This is a genomic window from Nostoc sp., from assembly GCF_036917935.1.
Taxonomy (GTDB): Bacteria; Cyanobacteriota; Cyanobacteriia; order Cyanobacteriales; family Nostocaceae; genus Nostoc.
In genome coordinates this window covers 275,886-295,541 of record NZ_JBALEL010000051.1, presented here as the reverse complement: position 1 = coordinate 295,541, position 19,656 = coordinate 275,886, and the positions used below count along the sequence as shown (strand labels likewise).

Annotated in this window: 16 protein-coding genes; 10 read left to right on the top strand and 6 right to left on the bottom strand. The window is 40.9% G+C overall.

The genetic code is table 11. The features are described from left to right. Positions 1–68 precede the first annotated feature (68 nt). The 4 genes from V7K62_RS21865 (at position 69) to V7K62_RS21850 (ending at position 2,518) form a co-directional block, all read left to right on the top strand. Complete coding sequence (locus V7K62_RS21865) at positions 69–386, top strand: DUF2605 domain-containing protein (RefSeq protein WP_334867742.1); 318 nt, start codon at positions 69–71, stop codon at positions 384–386. 324 nt (positions 387–710) lie between these two features. Then, the gene (locus tag V7K62_RS21860; RefSeq protein ID WP_104905415.1) at positions 711–1,040 is read left to right on the top strand and encodes a DUF2973 domain-containing protein; all 330 of its coding nucleotides are present in this window, start codon (positions 711–713) and stop codon (positions 1,038–1,040) included. A gap of 384 nt (positions 1,041–1,424) precedes the next feature. Beyond that, positions 1,425–1,838, top strand: a complete 414-nt coding sequence (locus tag V7K62_RS21855) for a RusA family crossover junction endodeoxyribonuclease (RefSeq protein ID WP_334867740.1) — start codon at positions 1,425–1,427, stop codon at positions 1,836–1,838. After that, positions 1,838–2,518, top strand: a complete 681-nt coding sequence (locus V7K62_RS21850) for a hypothetical protein (RefSeq protein WP_334867738.1) — start codon at positions 1,838–1,840, stop codon at positions 2,516–2,518. The genes V7K62_RS21855 and V7K62_RS21850 overlap by 1 nt, the downstream gene beginning before the upstream one ends. 117 nt (positions 2,519–2,635) lie before the next feature. Here the strand turns inward: V7K62_RS21850 and V7K62_RS21845 are convergent, their stop codons facing one another. Next, on the bottom strand, positions 2,636–4,927 hold the full coding sequence (locus V7K62_RS21845) for an amylo-alpha-1,6-glucosidase (RefSeq protein ID WP_334867736.1): 2,292 nt from the start codon (positions 4,925–4,927) through the stop codon (positions 2,636–2,638). 1,182 nt (positions 4,928–6,109) lie between these two features. Here V7K62_RS21845 and V7K62_RS21840 point away from each other — a divergent pair. The 3 genes from V7K62_RS21840 (at position 6,110) to trpE (ending at position 10,395) form a co-directional block, all read left to right on the top strand. Further along, positions 6,110–8,119, top strand: a complete 2,010-nt coding sequence (locus V7K62_RS21840) for a DICT sensory domain-containing protein (RefSeq protein ID WP_334867734.1) — start codon at positions 6,110–6,112, stop codon at positions 8,117–8,119. A 182-nt stretch (positions 8,120–8,301) separates the two neighbouring features. Further along, positions 8,302–8,724, top strand: a complete 423-nt coding sequence (locus V7K62_RS21835; protein WP_334867732.1) for a photosystem I reaction center subunit II PsaD — start codon at positions 8,302–8,304, stop codon at positions 8,722–8,724. Between the two features lie 156 nt (positions 8,725–8,880). Then, entirely contained in the window at positions 8,881–10,395 is a 1,515-nt protein-coding gene (gene trpE / locus V7K62_RS21830) for an anthranilate synthase component I (RefSeq protein ID WP_334867730.1), read from the top strand. 482 nt (positions 10,396–10,877) lie between these two features. On the opposite strand, the gene V7K62_RS21825 is transcribed toward trpE, so the two are convergent. Beyond that, complete coding sequence (locus V7K62_RS21825; RefSeq protein ID WP_334867728.1) at positions 10,878–11,117, bottom strand: hypothetical protein; 240 nt, start codon at positions 11,115–11,117, stop codon at positions 10,878–10,880. A gap of 817 nt (positions 11,118–11,934) precedes the next feature. Between V7K62_RS21825 and V7K62_RS21820 the strand changes: the two genes are divergently transcribed. Continuing rightward, the gene (locus V7K62_RS21820) at positions 11,935–12,897 is read left to right on the top strand and encodes an orange carotenoid protein N-terminal domain-containing protein (protein WP_334867727.1); all 963 of its coding nucleotides are present in this window, start codon (positions 11,935–11,937) and stop codon (positions 12,895–12,897) included. 93 nt (positions 12,898–12,990) lie between these two features. Here V7K62_RS21820 and V7K62_RS21815 read toward each other — a convergent pair whose 3' ends face one another. The 3 genes from V7K62_RS21815 to V7K62_RS21805 all read right to left on the bottom strand — a co-directional run bounded on the left by V7K62_RS21815 (position 12,991) and on the right by V7K62_RS21805 (position 16,635). Then, the gene (locus V7K62_RS21815; RefSeq protein WP_334867726.1) at positions 12,991–13,440 is read right to left on the bottom strand and encodes a hypothetical protein; all 450 of its coding nucleotides are present in this window, start codon (positions 13,438–13,440) and stop codon (positions 12,991–12,993) included. A 115-nt stretch (positions 13,441–13,555) separates the two neighbouring features. After that, entirely contained in the window at positions 13,556–15,736 is a 2,181-nt protein-coding gene (locus V7K62_RS21810; RefSeq protein WP_334867724.1) for a Piwi domain-containing protein, read from the bottom strand. Positions 15,737–15,816: 80 nt separating this feature from the next. Continuing rightward, positions 15,817–16,635: a PD-(D/E)XK nuclease family protein gene (locus V7K62_RS21805; protein WP_334867721.1), complete on the bottom strand. Its 819-nt coding sequence runs from the start codon at positions 16,633–16,635 to the stop codon at positions 15,817–15,819. A 15-nt stretch (positions 16,636–16,650) separates the two neighbouring features. On the opposite strand from V7K62_RS21805, the gene V7K62_RS21800 reads away from it, so the two are divergent. Beyond that, a complete protein-coding gene (locus V7K62_RS21800) occupies positions 16,651–16,968 on the top strand; it encodes a hypothetical protein (protein ID WP_334867719.1) in 318 nt (105 codons plus the stop codon). Positions 16,969–16,992: 24 nt separating this feature from the next. Continuing rightward, positions 16,993–17,580, top strand: a complete 588-nt coding sequence (locus V7K62_RS21795) for a Uma2 family endonuclease (protein WP_334867717.1) — start codon at positions 16,993–16,995, stop codon at positions 17,578–17,580. 2 nt (positions 17,581–17,582) lie between these two features. Here the strand turns inward: V7K62_RS21795 and V7K62_RS21790 are convergent, their stop codons facing one another. After that, entirely contained in the window at positions 17,583–19,517 is a 1,935-nt protein-coding gene (locus tag V7K62_RS21790) for a hypothetical protein (protein ID WP_334867715.1), read from the bottom strand. Positions 19,518–19,656 lie beyond the last annotated feature (139 nt).

Here is a 19,656-nt window from a genome sequence, read left to right as displayed (position 1 = left end):
CAAAAAAGTGTTAAGAAACGTAAATAACGTTAATATTAGTAAGCAAGTTTGAAATATACCTCTCATTTATGTCAGACTCAAATTTACCAGGGACAGAGTTGTTGAAAACGGTTTTAGATCCGCTGCTGGAAGATTTTCAGCATTGGTTTATGCGATCACGCCATTTACTCGAAACTGAGGAACTATCATTTATGAGTCCCCAACAGCAATCTGACTTGCTCTTGCGGGTTAAGCAAGCGCAAGATGAACTAAATACGGCAAAGATGCTATTTAATGCAACTGATAAACAAGTCGGCATTGATATGGCAACGTTAATGCCTTGGCATGACTTAGTAACAGAATGCTGGAATGTCGCAATGCGCTTTCGTCAAGGACGTGAAGTCTAAGCAGCCACTGGGAGCATCTGCTAAATTTCGGCAGACTAATTAGCGATGTTTAATGACGAGGCAAGGAAGCGTCTACGCAAGATGGTAAATCAGTCGTTAAAGAGATAGTAAAAACAACTTAACAATTTCTTAACATTATTTGGATTAACAAGACAATGTATCCTATGCTACCGTAAGTGAAATAACGGTTGACAAATAGCTTCATATAGATGTAAGCGCATGAAAAGTGCGTAGAATACTCGTCTTAACTGTGAGTCACAGTATCGGCGAAACAAAGCGTTACAAAATAAAGTTTTAAAAATTGCTGCTCTGGAGGAAAATCCAATGTTACATCTGCTTTACATTCTTGCTTTTACAATCCTTGCATTTATAGCTGTTGGCAACTTAATTCGTAACCTGATCATGTTCAGTTTTGATCGGGAGCGAACTTACCCGACGAATTCCTCGCCAATGAATAATCAAGGCAACTATGGTTATTATTCATCAAAGAAACAGTTTGTACCCCATCCAGAGTTATTAGATAGCGCGGGCAACTTAATTAAAGAGCCACTTTTGGTAATGCGTTCAATTAACGTTGAAGATGCGCGTCAACACCTCGATGCACTTTACGAAGCATCTCCAGGACATAAAAGAGAAAATTCTGAGGAAGCGTAAAAGAGACGCGATTAATCGCGTCCGTACAGGAGTTAGGAGACGCGATTAATCGCGTCTGTTTGGGTGTAAATTATGATTCAGCCTTGAATTGTAATTGTAAACTTTTACAACAAAGGTATTGACAACGTAAATACATCTTGCCTAAATTATGAGGTCGGATGTTTTTTCGTGGTTAATGGTGTCACCTTGCTTTGGAACGAGTAGAAAGCTGGGATTAATCCAAGCAATCATGACGGCATAAGATTTCAGCAAGCCGTAGAAGCTTTCTTCGATCCTTTTCTAGTGGTTGTTGATGCAAGCCGCAATAATGAGTAGCAGGAGTTATCTGCTTGTGTTCAGGGTTACTAGCATAGAATAACCTGTGATCTATTATTTAGAAGTGTATTGACCAGATTTGAGTTCATAGTAGATGGGCCACCAGTATCACAACAAGCTCGTAAGCGCAGTAAGGGTAATTCCATTCAAGATTGGAAAACGACAGTGCGACAAGAGGCTGAAAAATACTGGTCTTCGGAACAAAAAACAGCTACTGGGTTGGTTATGCTCCAGATAACCTATTTCTATGATTCTGATAAAATGGATGTAGACAATACAGTGAAGCCTATTCAAGATGCAATTAAAGGATTAGCCTACATCGATGATAAGCAAGTAAGCGACCTCCTAGTTAGAAAGAGGAATTTGTCAGGTAACTTTAAAGTAGAAAACATGACCTCGACATTGACTGAAGGCTTTGCCCGTCGCAATGAGTTCTTACATATTGTCGTAATTGATGCTCCTGATCAGGAGGTACTTACTTGATGGCAACTTCAACCGCAAACTTAGAAAGAGAGCGATTACTGAAACTAGCAGAAGAGTATCGTGAAAAGGGTTACGAAGTTTTTTTTCATCCAAGTCTAGAAGACTTGCCTGACTTCCTTAAAACCTATCGCCCCGACATGATAGTACGTCGTGGAGAAGAAAATGTAGTTATTCAAGTCAAGTCACGCTCCTCACTTAACTCTTCTTCTAATCAATACTTAGGTAATTTAGCTCAAGCGGTAGAAAGACATCCTGGTTGGAGATTTGAATTAGTAATGACCAACCCAGAGGATATAATGTATTCTCTGAAAGCAGAGGGTTCTCTTCAAGAACATGAAATAGAATCACAGTTGCAAGTAGTAAGGCAACTTACAACGCAACATCCAGAATCAGCTATTCTATATTCTTGGTCTTTGGTAGAAGCAACTTTGAGACTTATTACCGAAATGGAAGAGCTAAGTTTAGAAGGATTTGATCCACTCTACTTAGTAAAGCAATTAGCAACTGAAGGTGTAATTTCAAAAGCTGAGTATCAGTTACTAATGAATGCACTCTTATTACGTAATGCGATCGCTCATGGCTTCAAAACTACAGAACTTACGCAAAATTCTGTATATGAATTGATTGAGCTTACAGAGCAACTCTTGAAAACTCTACACACTGGCGATGAAGCGGGCTAACACTGGATTGTTGGAGTGGATGGCACTGCGCGACGATCGCACCAAGCATAAAATAGGGAGTGGTAAATTCCCTACTCCCTACTCCCTACTCCCTACTCCCTACTCCCTACTCCCTTCCTATGCTTCGATAACCACCCGCAGATTGCCCCGTTTTTTCGCAACGCGACAAGCAGTCGTAGTCCCAGAACGCTCGAATTCCAAATCGAGGATGGTGGGGCCGACTCGCAAATTATGAAATGACAGACGATTAATCGATTCTGGCAAAGCGGGGTCGATTATTCGCAAGCAGTTATTTTGAGCATCAGGCACCAAGTTGACCATCATTTGCAGTAATTGGAAAATACTGCCAGTAGCCCAAGCTTGGGGAGTACAGGCAACCGGATACTGCACAGGTGCATTATCACCGTTTCGTTCGTAGCCGCAGAAAAGTTCTGGAGGACGTTGATAGGGTTGCTGCTCAGTCATGTCGAATAAACCTTGGAATATTTCTAAGGCTTGATCGATTAAACCGAGCGATCGCAATCCCATTGCAATCAGAGCGTTATCATGGGGCCAAATCGAACCAATATGATAGCCCATTGGATTATAAGCAGGTGACAAACTACTCAGAGTCCGAATGCCCCAACCATTAAACATATCTGGTGCCCGCAACCGTTCTGCTACACTATGAGCTTTTTCGTGTGTGAATAGACCCAAATGCAGACAATGGCCAGGATTTGAGGTAATACTGTCTACTGGCTTGCCATCTCCATCCAAAGCCAAAGCGCAGAAATCTTGGTCTTCCACCCAAAAATCTCGATTAAAACGAACCTTAAGATTTCTCGCCTCTTCTTGCCAACGATCTGCCAAATCAAGCCGCTTCTTCATCCTAGCTATTTCTGCTAGGCGCATTTTTGCAGCATAGACGTAAGCTTGCACTTCACACAGGGCAATTGGCCCGTTGGCTAATTCTCCCTTGTGGTTTACGATACAGTCGCCAGAATCTTTCCAACCTTGGTTAACAAGACCGCGTTTGGATTTACGGAAGTAGCTCAGGTAGCTGGTTTGTTTAGTATTGCGATCGATCCACTCCATTGCTGCTAGAGCATTCGGCCAAAGTTGCTCTAGGAGTTCTTGATCGTGAGTCCAAGCATAATGTTCGGCGTAGAGCATCAGCCACAGAGGAGTAGCATCAACTGTACCGTAGTAAGGCGTATGGGGAATTTCTTGACAACGAGCCATTTCTCCCAAACGTAACTCGTGCAAAATCTTACCCGGTTCTTCTTCGCGCCATTCCTCGTCGATTTTACCTTGGTATGCCGCCAGTAATATCAGGGTTTCTTTGGCGATTTGCGAGTTTAACATTAGGGTTTGAGAAGCTGTAATCAGCGAATCTCGCCCAAATAGTGTCGAAAACCACGGCACTCCGGCGGAAACAGTCTTATGCTTACCAAAAGACTGGCGCAACAAATACATATCTTGTTCAGCCCGCTCAATCACTCGATTGAAGGTACTCTTATCTGAGCTAATACGGGTAATTTGCTGTACCCAGTTTTGCTCCTCCATCAACTCAGCAGCTTTCGCCTGTCCTAATGTAGTGGCGGCACTCACGGTTGAACTGGACTGGTTGTTTCTCAACATATTCACTCGGTAGCCCAGCTTTTGAGTTTCGTGAGAAGCCAACTCTAGCTGCCAAACCGCAGTGTAACCCTTGAAATAGTCTGGTTGCCGATGCTGGAATAGAATCCGGGATTCCATCACTGAGCCATCCAGACCTTGATAGGCGAGTGTCAAGGATTCTTCCCTAGAGGCGGATGGCTCTTTGAGTACAGGCGGAATGCCATCGAATAGAGAAAATGTTCCTTCCTCAGCCGTCGGTTCTACTAGGCGTAAAAGCCGACCTCGTTTTTCTCTGTCATAGCCCCGGACTTCAAATAAATCAACAAAATCCGCATCAAAGCTAATGGTTAGTTCAAAATTGACAGTGGTTGTGCTGTAGTTAGATACTTCTATTTCTTCAAATAGTGCCCCATTCAGCACGATTTCTCGGCGAATTCCGATAGTCTCGGCTTTCAGGCGTTCGTCGATTTTGGGGGTAGTACACAAAACTGAGAGTGAAAACCCTTTCTCAGCAGTACTACTGAGAAGTACAGGCGATCGCCCTTCAATTTGCAACTCTAAGCGATTGAGAAATCTCGTATCACAACAAAACAGTCCCATACTGCGATTACCATCGTTGAGGGAACAGCCAGAAATATTCCCGATAGTATCTGTCACAAAAAATAAATCATCATCTTTAACCGTCAGTGTCGGTTGTGATCTTTCACTCACAACACAAGGCCACTCCGGGATAGGTAATTGTTCGGCAGGAATAAAAGTTTTTCCATCCAGAAAAATTTTTTCCGGGGTCATTAGCGTATCCAGTGTCATTAGACAAAGTTCCGTGTATGGGTCTATTTTTAAGTAGAAGTTTCTTACCCAAGAGGCAGAGAGGAAAAAAGACATATCCTCTTGCTTTGGAACAGAACAACTAGATTTATTTAGGTCGAAAAAAGAAATATTTGTGTCGAGACACGTAGCGCAAACAAAGAACAGCGTATCTTACAGAGACACAAGGTGCAGAGTCAAGGTCAGTTATCTTGCCCTGCTTTTACAGAGCTTTTCAAGTAATTGAACTACACTACCCCTTACTCCCTACTTCCCGTCTCAGTCGTGGTCTAAATAACTGAAAATCTCTCTAAGTATGGGTTTTCCCTTTGCCCCTATCCTCTCTGCTTCTTGTCGATCCTCACAACTTCCGAAAAAAGACGCTCTCTAAAACTCGTTTGAGCCATTCGAGCCAAAATAATCCTGACATATTGATGACAAAATAGCAGCGCTCAAATCCTTATAAGCAAATCTTGATCAATTTATATTTGATTAAGTGTAAAGTCAAGACTGAAAACTGAGCATTTTGAGATAATTCATTAGTAGTTGAACTTTCAAAGACACAAGATATATAGTATACTCAGCAAAAATGTTAAATTTACAATTTTTGTTGGGCATAGAAAATATTTATTCTTTACTAGTATACGATTTTGTTTTAAATATCTTTGGTATTTGATTAGACTAATTTATGATAATTAATTAATTGATTAAATTTAATCACTAATCATGGATTAAATTAGGTGAATGTCGCAATCATGATTTTTGGGTAAGAAAATTTCTTTAGTGAGCAGAAATCAACGTCGGCAAAGTAGGCGATGTCTACGACGGGCTACTTTGCCGACGCGTGGACTATCAATCAATCATCCGTGGTTATTAGTGAACATAGTAGTTAAAATAATACAATAATTAATGTTTTAGTACTTACTTGTGAAAGATTTTACCTGTGCAAGCAAAAGCATCAGTTGGTCGAGAATGTATATTGGGCGTAGTAGGTTGTCAATCAACAAATCAAGTTGTATGCACGCCCCTTAGTTGGTAACGAAGTGTTGCGACTGCTTTGGCGAAAAGCCCTTTTTAGCGTTCTTTACATATTGCAACTGTCTATTTAACTTGAGAGTCCCTTGGAATTTGTACAATGCAGCTGTGACGTGGATCTGATCGAGGTTGAGCGTTTAACAATAATTCATGAGCATTTCGACTTTTGTGCTGAGTGATCTGCTAAAGTCCCTACCCTACTTGCGGCCCCAGCTATATTTTAAGGCTTCACTAACGGCGCTCTCCCACGCGATGGAAGATCAAGTTTTGGCTGCGACTTTAGCGCAACCCCTTGTAATTGCTAGTTTCCAGCGAGAGCGATTCTACCGCCAAGAAGCTCATCGCTACCAGCGACTTGCCTTGCGAAGTAATCAAATATACGTATTATCTGCTCCAGAAACGGATTTCACCAACAGTTCGGAACACTACGAAAAAGTGGCTTTTGAGCCAACGGATGGCTTAAGTCAGGAGTGGCATTTGGTAGTGATTGCTGACAATTACGCGACTTGTCTGGTTTGCCGAGAAAACCTTGGTTCTCTTGCCAAAAACAAGCAACTACCGGAACTTAGCCCTAATCTGGATATAGACACAGCGCGAAGATTTGAGGGAATTTGGACATCGGAAAGGGGAGTTAGTCTGAAAGCCGCCGAATTGCTCTTAGACAGGATTTTGGTTTACAGACCAGAACTGGCAAGTAAAATTCAACAGGCACGTCAGAGGTTTGGCATCGGGCAGCCACGAAACCACTCTGGAGCCGAACAGGTAAACGAGTATGCCTGTGACATTGATACAGATCCCTTTGTGCAGCGCTTAGTAACTTATTTGCAAGCTAGTCAGTACAAATTGCACAAAGCTTACCGTTCTATTGCTGCCCAAGCACGAAAAGAACGATTAGTCAACTCTATTAGTACTGCCATTCGGCGATCGCTCGATCCTCACGAAGTTCTCCAGGTGGCGGCACAAGAATTAGGACAGCACCTAGAAGCTTGTCGCTGTTTAATTTATCGCGCTCAAGCCACAGATAGCCAAGCCATAATTGAACACGAATTTTTGACTCCCGGTGTTTTATCTGTTCGTGGGCAAACCTGGGAGTTAGAGAACAATTCCCTATTTCGGGACATCGTGGAACAAGGCGAAGGTGTTTGTGTGAGCGATACGCTGAGTGACCCTCGCGTTACCAATTCGCCAGGACTTTCGATGATCGCCAAAAAGTTTGCCATTCGTTCTTGGCTGATGGAACCAGTTTTCTATCAGGGGCGATTATTGGGGATTGTAGAGTTACATTACTGCCGGATGCCACCGCACGAGTGCCAACCTGGGGAATTAGATTTGGTAGAAGCGATCGCTACCCAAGTCGGAGCAGCTCTCATCCAAGCGGAAGCTTACGCCAATCTAGAAGAACTTAACCAGCAGCTAGAAGCCCTAGACCGCACCCGTAGCAACCTCATAGCCATCACCGGACACGAACTGCGTACCCCCCTATCCACAATTCAAGTCTGCCTAGAAAGTCTCGCTACCGAACCGGATATGCCCTTGGAGTTGCAGCAGATCATGCTCAACACTGCTCTTTCCGACTCAGAGCGGATGCGAAAACTGGTACAAGATTTCCTCACACTTTCCAACTTGGAAAGTGGTCGGGTGGAATGGCATCCAGAATCACTCAGCTTACAAGAGTGTGTGGATTTAGCACTCAGCCGAAATCGCACACGTTCTTCAACGGAAAAGCCGCCCCAAATCAAAACTCAAATTGCCGAAAACCTACCTCTGGTGAGAGCAGACGGTGATTGGCTAGTTGAGGTACTAGCAAAACTCATGGACAATGCTTTTAAATTTACGCCACCCCAAGGAGAAATCAACATTAAAGCGATTTACAACAGCCGTCAAATGGTCGAGGTAACTGTGGCTGACACTGGACGCGGCATTGAACCGAATCGTTTAGAAATAGTTTTTGACCGCTTCTATCAAGAAGAGGGAGCGCTGCGCCGCACCACTGGCGGGACTGGACTTGGTTTAGCAATTTGCCGTCAAATTGTTAATGGCTGGGGTGGAGAAATTTGGGCAGAGTCAACTGGCAAAGACCAGGGTAGTCAGTTTCACTTCACCATCCCGATTGTTCAGAATAGCCAAGAGGAAAAGCGAACAAAAGTCAAGAGTAAATAGGTATTGGGTCAGGTGGGGCCCCCTCTGGGGATAAGGGGTAATGGGGATTGGGGATTAGTTTTTAACAAATCACAAAGAACAAAGGATAAATCACTAAAAACTGTTACAGTCTATGACGCGATCGCAATATGATCCTGGTTGCGGTGTTAGGATTCCCTAAAAACGTTGAGAGAATCATCTTTATGGCAGAAACACTCTCTGGACAAACCCCGCTATTTGCTGGCAGCACTGGTGGCTTGCTAAACAAAGCAGTAGTTGAAGAAAAGTACGCTATCACTTGGACTAGCCCGAAAGAGCAAGTATTTGAATTGCCTACAGGTGGTGCTGCTATTATGCGGAAAGGTGAAAACCTGCTGTATATAGCTCGTAAAGAATATGGCATCTTTTTGGGCGGTCAGCAACTCCGTAAACTCAAAATCACAGATTACAAAGTTTACCGGATTTTACCCAACGGAGAAACTACCTTACTTCACCCAGCCGATGGCGTCTTCCCCGAAAAGGTGAATCAAGGTCGTGAAAAAGTGCGTTATGTCCCACGCAGCATTGGGCAAAACCCCAATCCCTCACAACTCAAGTTCAGTGGTAAAGCTACCCACGACGTATAGGGACTAGGTATTGGGGACTGGGGAGCAGAGGAGCAGAGGAGCAGAGGAGCAGGGGGAAAGATTACAGCAAATCTTTCCCCTCTGCCCCCCGTCCCCTCTGCCTCTTATGCCCCATGCCCCATGCCCAATGCCCAATGCCCCATCCCTAAGCAATTTATGGTATTCCCCGATTTCTCCGAATTTTCTCAGCTAGCTCTACAAGGCAACTTCGTCCCCGTATATCAAGAATGGGTAGCGGACTTAGATACGCCCGTATCCGCTTGGTATAAAGTCTGTGCAGGTCAGCCCTATAGCTTTTTGTTGGAATCGATAGAAGGTGGGGAAAAGCTGGGACGCTATAGTTTAGTAGGCTGCGATCCGCTGTGGGTTTTGGAAGCAAGGGGCGATCGCACAACCCAGAAAAACCGCGATGGTTCGCAGGTCGTTTTTGCCGGCGACCCTTTTACAGCTTTAGCCGAATGTTTAGCACCTTATCACCCAGTGAAATTACCAGAGCTACCGCCAGGAATTGGCGGTTTGTTTGGGTTTTGGGGCTATGAATTAATTCAGTGGATTGAGCCGCGTGTGCCAATTTATCCACCAGATGAGCGAAATATCCCTGATGGATTGTGGATGCAGGTAGACCATCTGTTGATTTTTGACCAGGTAAAGCGGAAAATTTGGGCGATCGCTTATGCTGATTTACGTGAAGAGAAAGTAGATTTCAAAGCAGCATATCAAAAAGCGTGCGATCGCGTCACCCAAATGCTCGAAAAGCTATCTCTACCCCTATCGCCGCAAAAAACCCGATTGGAATGGAATCCGCCAGGAAGTCGCGTATCTGGAGGAGTAGAAGAATACACGAGTAACTTTACCCGCCCTGATTTTTGTGCCCGTGTCCAAAAGGCCAAAGACTACATTAAAGCAGGTGATATTTTCCAAGTAGTAATTTCCCAGCGACTATCAACAACATACACAGGCGACCCCTTTGCCCTTTACCGCTCCCTACGTCAGATAAATCCTTCGCCTTACATGGCTTACTTTAACTTCCAAGATTGGCAAATTATCGGTTCCAGTCCCGAAGTGATGGTGAAAGCCGAAATCGATTCAGATGGTGGAGTGATCGCAACGGTACGCCCAATTGCTGGCACACGTCCACGAGGTAAAACCACTAAGGAAGATGCAGCCTTCGCTGAAGATTTACTCCAAGACCCCAAGGAAATTGCCGAACACGTCATGCTTGTGGATTTGGGGCGGAATGATTTAGGGCGTGTTTGTCAAAATGGTAGCGTCAAAGTTGATGAATTAATGGTAGTTGAGCGCTACTCCCATGTGATGCACATCGTTAGCAATGTTGTGGGTAAATTAGCAGTTGGTAAAACAGCATGGGATTTACTGAAAGCTTCCTTCCCAGCAGGTACGGTAAGCGGCGCACCCAAGATTAGGGCGATGGAAATTATTCACGAATTAGAGTCTAGTCGTCGGGGTGTTTATTCTGGTGTATATGGATATTACGATTTTGAAGGACAATTAAATACTGCGATCGCAATTCGCACAATGGTAGTACATGATAATACGGTGAGCGTACAAGCCGGTGCAGGTTTGGTAGCTGATTCTGAGCCTGAGAAAGAATATGAAGAGACGCTGAATAAAGCTAGAGGTCTATTAGAGGCGATTCGTTGTTTGCGTTGAACTGAGGACTGAAGAAGGGAATAGGGTACAGATTATTCCCTGTAACCTGTAACCTGTAACCTTTCCCCTAACCCTAGTCCCTTTTACTGCCTGTATAGTTACTTTCGCGTAAAATTAATTGCACACTGGTTTTTGTTGGTTAATTGTAAAACCGGACTTGATATAAGTAAAGTAACAGTTCGATCTGCTGTATGAGCATCCAGTCCAGACTTTAAAAGTTGATGTACCAATATCCTTCTATTTTGAATTACATAGACTTTACTTTGAACTGCAAGATGTTTGGAAACAATTTCTGCTACTTCTAAGCCCACGTATCCACAATACCGTGACAAATTGGGAAGCTTTATAAATCCAATCAACATCAGACTTTTTCCAAAGCTAAACAGAGTTTTTTAGACCTATTGAAAAGTGAAAAGAAGTCCTGGTATCAAAATCCAAGACCTCTGTTAAATTTATCACACACTAGAAATCAACAAACTTGCTCATCCCAATTGGCTGAAGTAAATCGCCCAAAGAGTTCCAGTTACTCCAATAGCAATTAAAAGGTTAGTGAAAAATCTGCCGAACTCAATTTCTTGTCCCAGTCCCTTGTCGTCTTGACCAGCAGTGAAAAACAATGACCAGGCTTGATTTGCATTGATAGTCTCAAAGTTATTGAAATCAGGTCTAAAAACAACGGGCCCAATTAAATCCTTTTTAGGATAATCAAAATCAGTTTTCATAAGTTTGCCTCTAAATTGGTTTATTCGTCAAGTAAAGAAAATTCATAAATCTCAAAGTGTCTTCTCTAAAGGCTGGTTAGCCATCCAATCAAACCGTGTCCGGTGAGAACTTCTAATGTTATTTTTTACTCCCTGTTTTTGTTACCTATGAACAAATATTAACTATTGTAAATATTTTTTGCAACTACTTGACTTAGAAATAAAAGTAGTAAAAACCGTACTAAGTAAGTAGGATATTTCGGATTTGTGCGAGAAGTCGGCTGTGACGTTCGTACCCCTACGGGGAAGCACGCTACGCATACATAGCGTGTCGCAGACAAAACTTGCTAATGCTGCGCTATCGGTTCAGTTAAGGATTATGGAAATTTGATGCCTGTAGAGACGTGCGATGTCTACGACGGGCTACGCCTACGCTCTTAGAAGTGAATGCACACAAATGCACGATTGCGTTTAATTTGACTTCATAAAAACCTATCATATACATAAGTATAAATTATCAATGTATAGCTGAGAAAGTATTGCTTATTTGTAACAGACTTGTTATGTTTTTTTACAGAAAGATACATAAGCAATATCAATGCGTTAAACCACTGTTAATTAAGGCTTTCTAAATAACTATGCAGTTGAGCAGCTATGTCTACGATGGACTGTGATGCTCCTTCGCCCTTGGCGTCTCCCTTTGTGAGATGAGTCGCTATCAGTGATGCGAAAACTATTGAGTGCCTTTATTAACAGCTAAACGCCTTTCTCCTCCGTCTTTGCACATTTGATTTTTCACATTCGATAGAACTGTAATTTTCTTTTGGAAATTTCTGCTATGTCTTTTACCATCCAGTCGGCTCAAGGTATTTTTCCCGGCACCCTAGTTGCTGGCGTTGTTCCAACGGTTGTCGAATCATTCTCTCAACTCAATGCTGAAGATCAACTAGCATTACTCTGGTTTGCCTATACCGAGATGGGTAGAAGTATTACCGTTGCTGCTCCTGGGGCAGCTAACATGGTTCTCGCACAAGGCTTACTCGAAGAAATTAAGCAGATGCCTTTTGAGGCTCAAACCCAAGTCATGTACGATTTGGCTAACCGTGCTGACACTCCTTTCTGCCGTTCCTATGCATCCTTCACCGTGAACATCAAGTTAGGCTTCTGGTATCAGTTAGGAGAATGGATGGCTCAGGGAATCGTTGCTCCTATCCCAGAAGGTTACAAGCTTTCTCCTAAAGCTGCCGAAGTGTTGCAAGCCATCCGTAATGCTGATTCAGGTCAACAAATCACAATCCTACGCAATACCGTAGTTAGCATGGGATTTGACCCGAAGGCTCCCGGTAGTTACAAAAAAGTCTCAGAGCCTGTGTCTCCTCCCACTGCATCAGCGTTGCGGACTAAAGTCACCATTGAGGGCATCAACAATCCGACGGTGCTGGGTTATATCAACAACATGAATGCCAATGACTTTGATGCTGCGGTGACTCTGTTTCTTTCTCAAGGTGCCTTGCAACCTCCCTTTGAAAGACCGATTATTGGTCAAGACGCAATCCGCGCTTATATGCGTGAAGAATGTCAGGGATTGAAAATGATCCCAGAGCGTGGTATATCTGAGCCTGTGGAAGATGGCTATACCCAAGTTAAAGTCACAGGTAAAGTTCAAAGCCCTTGGTTCGGTGCCAGTGTGGGGATGAATATTGCATGGCGGTTTTTGCTCGATCCCCAAGGCAAAATTTTCTTTGTAGCGATTGACTTGCTGGCTTCTCCGAAAGAATTGCTCAACCTAGTACGTAAATAGAGGGCTAGATTAGTCGCTGCTTAAGCGTGGATAAGTGAGGCATCTTGCCACGCTTAAGCAAAAGAAACTGATAACGGCTTGTTTGGCGATCGCTTAAAACAGAAATGGTTTCACAGATGAAATCATCCGATCTAACTCAGTTTTATTGTGTTTGAGAAGATCGTGGCCCCACAATTGATTCGTGTTATCAGAGCAATCTTTTGCAAGGGCATCTCCAAGCTTTTCAAAATCCTTGTTAATATCTCTCCTTAACCTCTCTGGTTCAGAGAACACTCCTAGAAGAAATACTCTATTTTTTAAATCATCTGGAATCTGATGCTTTACACAACTCAATCTATGTTTATCCTCATCAAACTCAATCAGTAAAGCAATCATTCTATGTGGATATTGTCGCATTGTAGAGGCATAATCATTCGTGAATGTATCCACAACATTTTGCCAACCACGAGCCTCTGGTAGGACTTGAATAACGCGGCTATTGAGGCTTAGATCAAGAATAAATCCGTTTGCAATCTGACGATTAGCATCGTCTTCAGGCAACAAACACAAGAATGTGCGGTTTATGCTTATTTATGCTCATATTTCTATATCGCCACGAATCAAGGCATCTACAAGATCACCTTGCGATCGCAAAATGCCTGTAATATTTAGGTTGCTTCTACAACCAAAATTGGCGATCGCCCTCTAACATACTGCTTGGATAAATCCCCTTTAACCGCAGTTTTGCCATCTTATGCGCTCCATATACTGGCATTGGTAAGCGAGGCATTTTTAATGCTCCATAATGCAACAAGGTGAGTTTTAAAGTAGTTTCAACTACCTGTTCTATGGGAGGAGAAATTAAAGCTGGGTGGTTTCCAGTGATAACTGTCAAGCGTAAAGGATAAGCCAGACCCATCTTTTCAGTTACTTCAGTTGTTACCAGAACTGCTTCAGTAGAAGAAATACGCAATGCTAAACCTTTTTCTGGTGCAGCTATGGTTTTATTAACCAAATTATATAGTCGAGGAATATTAGACTTTCGACACTCTACTAATATTAATTTACAGCCAATGGCTTCAGCCCATTCTAGGAGATTAGCAACTTCTTGTCCGCAAAAGGGCCCATCACGATAAATCAGTACTATTTTTCCTTCAAACTCCTTTTTTGGTAACAGTCCTTCTAGAAATTGTTTAGGAATTTCTTCACCTTGAATCAAAGTATCTTTTAGCAGATAGCGAATAAACTCTCCTTGCTTCCCATAAAGACGCATACTCGCACAAGCATTCATTGTTCCAGAAAGTTTTGTCTTAGACTCTCTGGAAATATCCAATCCAATGAAACAGTCGGCTATTTCTAAAGGTTCAGCCAGAACAAAAGGTAAATTACCCAGCTTGGCGAGAATTCCTGGAACTACCTGATGTAGAATATCTTTGTAATAATCAGGATTCTTCAATGTATTTTCATAAATCATCTGGCTAGCTATCTGGCGACTAAGCAATAGATCATATATTTTGTGATAAAGACTACCACCCTCTTCCTCATCAGCGTTACGATCACTCTGGGGCAAAAAAGCCAAAACTATGTCAGGTTTAATTTCCATTAATTCATTTAATTCATTGACTACTTCCTCCACCGTTGCTCTGGCCTTAGTCCCACTGAAGTTTTTTAGCAATATTGAGTTGATAACAAATAGGCTCTCAAATTTATAGCTTTTTAACCGTTCTTTAAGTTGTTTTATAAATTCATCTAATCCCACCTCACAAAGATTTAGAACAGTAATCCGAATTGGTCTGGATGGATCAGAAAATTTATTGTGACGGCGGTAAACACCACCTCTAGAAAGACCTGTGAGAATCTTACTTTGAGCGCTAATAACTCCGTTGCCAAATAGCAAGGGTGTATCTTCAATTGGAACTTGTGGTTGCCAAAACAACTCTGGATAGTGACGGCTGTTGATGCTGATTCCTAACTCAAATCCATAATTATTTAAAGCATTTTCAGCTTCTTCTTTGTAGGTAGTTAATAATTTTGTTCGTTCTTTGTAAAGAATTTTGGTTTGCTTCAGCAATTCTCCCCAGTTAACCCCAAACTTACTAGCTGTTTCAGATGTAACGCAAGGACGCAAAGCAGTTATGCCATATTCATACAGCTTTTTACCTTTACCAAATTTAACAGCCACCAGGAATTTATCAGATAGATCATCTTGCAGAGCTTTCTTACTAATTTCATTCTTGGCTTGCTTAATAAGTTTTTGCTTGTGTATCAACGAAGGCTCTTTAATAAGCTGGGTGATAGTACCATTACCTTGAATATCACCAGAAAGAGAGCGAACATTCAGATCAATCAAAAGCTTGTCTGGGTTATGCTTATCAGGATGATTAAGATAAAAATCAGCCAAAGTTTTTGTTAACAAAAACTTGCTTTTAAAGGTTAAAGCAATAGCCGCTTGTAAAGTTCCATGTATTTCGATGGGTTCTGCCCAAAACTTTGCCTCACGTCTTACTTGCACACCATTTTTGGACAGAGCAGTTATGGATGAAAAGGGATATGGTTTAGATGTCTTTAATACCTGATAAGCGAATAGAGAAATAACATTTGCTGAGAGTGTTTTAGTGAGTGGAACTTCTTGAAATTCCCAAGTGCGATCGCTAAAGTCTTTTATTCCTTCCAGAGCAATTTGTTCTAGCATAGATTCCCAGTCTCTCCCAAATTCCTGCATAGAGTTTTTGAATTTACCAAGAGCATAAAAATATGGCTTATCCCAAACAACGACTATGTGAGGTAAAATCCGACTAAGATGGAAGCTTAAGCTAATGCCTTCCTCCTGTTCAATCTCAGGTTTCAGTTGAAAGCACATTATATTAGTATTTGAAAAGTTTAGACGGAAAATCTCGCTAGAAGATAAAGTTTTTGTTTGACTAATAGTTGCAGCAGCAATCACCTAGAAACCTCACTTACAGAAAATTCACAAATTGAATTAAAGGTACAAGAGTTACAGACTGTACCAGCTTTGGGAGGAAATATTTTGGCAAAATAATTTGGGTTTTGCCTATAATGCATTCTTTCAAGCTCATATCGTTTTGCTATATCTGCTAGCTCTATCTGCACAAATTTCAGTTGTTCAGGAGTGGCTGTAATTATGTCAGATGCCAAGCCAGTTTCTAAGTTGTAGAATGAGGCAACAGATGGTTGTTGTGGATAGAGATAGCTAGCTGCTAATAGATAGAGGTAAGCCTGTCGTCGGTCAAAGTCTGATTTACCTGTCTTGAAATCTAAAATATGAATAGTACCATCTGGTTGTTCAAAAGTGCAATCAGTTGGTGCATATAGATTGAAAGAATAACTACCCTCTTGTATAGTGATCGGTGAAGGAAATCCTTCATCGCCTTTGTTCAACTGAATAATTTCCTTGCCAACTAAAATAGGTTTTTTGTAATAGTTATTCAGAATCACAATAATTCGCTCTTGAACTTCCTCTGGCTCTTGATTTAGTTTCAGAATAGCTGCAACTTGTCCCACACCATCAGACTGGGACAAAAGTTGGGGAGATTGATAAAATTCATAAACCCCGCCTTGTGCTAATTTCCCAATTCGCTGAGGTTTGTTGTCTTCCAACAGAGCTTTAACTTGAGGTTCTTTCTGACGAACCTTGCTAAAGCCTCGCTTCATATCACAAAACCAGAATTCTTGACCTACTCGTGAATCTGATAAAGACCAAAGATTATAACTTGCAGATGGTAGCCAAACTTGTCCCATAAGTTTCAATTTCCTATGATGCAAGCTGGCATTTGGTATACCTGCTCTAAATCTCGAATCATAGACAGAATTTCTCTGTATTTAGTTAACAGGAGACTATACACCATCTTATGGTTAGCGATCAAAACTTTTAGCGACAAAAACTATATGCCATATTTGAAAATTGAATTTTTGCCAATAATTATTTATGTAATTCCATCACTTATACTATGCTTGTGTATGTTCGTACTTTACGTTTTGTTGCAAGTTCTGGCGTGCGATCGCTCTCCATCATCTCATCATGCGATGTCTACGACGGGCTACGCCTACGCACCCCACACAGCACTACACTAGAAAGTAAGATGCTAAAAATAGCCTATGAACGCCACTACAACCACTTTACCTTCTACACTCAAATTAAAAATTGACTTGACTGATGATCAATTTTTCCAGATGTGTCAGAAAAACCGCGATTATCGATTTGAGCGTACAGCATCAGGGGAATTATTAATTATGCCACCTACAGGTAGTGATACTGGCAGACGTAATGTTAAAATTACAACTCAATTAGATATTTGGAACTCGGAGAGTAATTTAGGCGAACTTTTTGACTCTTCAACTGGCTTCACCCTACCCAATGGTGCAGAACGTTCTCCTGATGCTTCTTGGGTGAAAATTGAGCGATGGAATGCTTTAACCCCAGAACAACAAGAAAAATTTGCCCCGATTTGTCCTGATTTTGTAGTAAAGTTGCGTTCTCGTACTGATTCCTTGAAAGAATTGCAAGAGAAAATGCAGGAGTATATCGAAAATGGTACTCAATTAGGCTGGTTAATTGACCGGAAAAACAAGCGAGTGGAAATTTATCGTCCAGGTAAAGATGTAGAGATATTAGACAATCCTGCTAGTTTATCAGGAGAAAATGTACTTCCTGGATTTGTGTTGGATTTACAGCAAATTATGTAATCTTATTGATTAGGATAGATATAGCGCATTTCAAAACGACTTTGTTCCCAAAGTGGGATTAAAGCTTGTTTAGCAGCACTTAACTGAGCTTGTGAAAAAGATATTCTACCATTTTCTATAATCCAAATAAATATCCGAGTGATTAAATCTGCCTTGAAACTATTCTCGTATTCACTATTATTGATTCTTACTACTTGCCGATCTAAGCAATCTATAGCATGTTTAAAAGTCAAGTTTTTCCAGTCTGTAGAATTGCTATAATTTTCCTCTGGCGTATTTTTCCACTCTACTCTCCGCAAATTTCCGAAAATATAGTCTATGCCTGTTATGGAAGAATCTGTGTTACGCACCAAATTTGTATAAGCTTGGTAATATGGCTTCAAGAGCGAAGCAGCAATATTTTCCACATATATATGTAGCCAAGATTGGATGTCACGAAGATAAGATGCTAAATCTCTGATATGATCAATTTCTTTAATCAGCATACGGTCACTTTCGTCATTTATTATTTTGGCTAGCAGTTCAGCTTCAGATAGTTGAGACTTCTCTGAGTAATAATTAATAACTTTTGGAATATATTTTTCTAATAGCCACTGCTGGGTATATCTAGCTGTCCAGGTTCCCCGTACCCCAATATCTTGCTGCCATAAGGTTAATTTACCTGTCTCAATAGATTGTAAAATAACATCATTTAGCTCATAGATTATATTAATTTTATTATTAGGCAATAAAGATAAGTCACTATTGAATTTGGGAAAAATAAATGTATGATCGCGAATTCCTCGACTTACTCGAATTGATATATTTTCTCTATGGAATAGATGCCATTCTGACTTGCCTTTAGTATAATTAAATTCATTAACAAACTGCTGCATTAACTCCCATAGTTCTTGTCTTACAGAAAAAAGGATAAAACCGCGAATTTCTGAGAACTTTACGAGTTTAAAATCCCATGTTTCTAAAGCATTCTCAAATTCAATTATTAAATTTTGATATTCTTGACAAACTTCATCAATACACAAACACAAGTCTGTTGCTTCTAATTTTGATAAAATGACTGTTGTTTGACCCAAATTTACTGTAAAATTATTTTTATCTAACGGGTTCAAAAAACGGCGACATCCCCAATCTGGCTGAGTATGCAATCCAGTCATTAATTGACCTAAAATATCTTGATGGTTTAAGTGAATTGTTAAACCTCTGAAAAGAATACTACTGAATTCTATTTGACAATTACCTTCTCCAAAAGCTTTGGGTAAATTACAGGCGATCGCTACTTTTGGTTTCACAACAACTAGGCGGTAGTCTTCTCGCGTTATCGAAGGCTCAAAATCACATTTTTCTAAAAAATCCTGTAAATCTGGATGGTGTATGATTAATTTTTCTATTAAGTTATATTTAGTATATGTCAAAATACCGACTGTATTTTTATCGATGTTTTTAACTAAATCAAAATTGAGTCTATGATAAAACTTTGAGGCGATATCGTTATTTCTCAGGGCATCTATATTTAGATCAAATACCAATTCTTCTCGATTGTAATGTAGACGTTTAAAAACCTTTATTTCGTATCCGTTAGTGACAATAAAAAATAATGTCTTAAAATGATTACTATAAAATTTAGCTTGCTCAATAACGTCATTTAACTTAGTTTTATACGGTTTTATGGCTTCCACAAAAATCAGTGATGTATCTGTATTTTGTTGCTTAACATCATCTGTTGCAAAATAAATCTGAGCAATTTCTGGATTTCTGGCGTAGGTTTCTGATTGATATGTTTTCAAAGAGTATTCACGATGACATATCTCTGGATAGCAGAGATAGTGAAACATTGGCAAAATAAACTTTTCTTTGACATCATCTTCATTTTGTAAAATTCGATGGTCAAAACCTTGTATCCATGTGATGAATTTTTTAATTGACTCTGGAATAGTCATCAGATAATCTACCTGCTTGTATAAATTTGCTATGCCTTATTTTGTTCGTGTAATTAGCAATTTATCAAGTCAGTTTGGATTATGTCGTGATTGTAGATACTAGAATGGAACCATTTGTCTTAAACTTGACCTTGGCAAA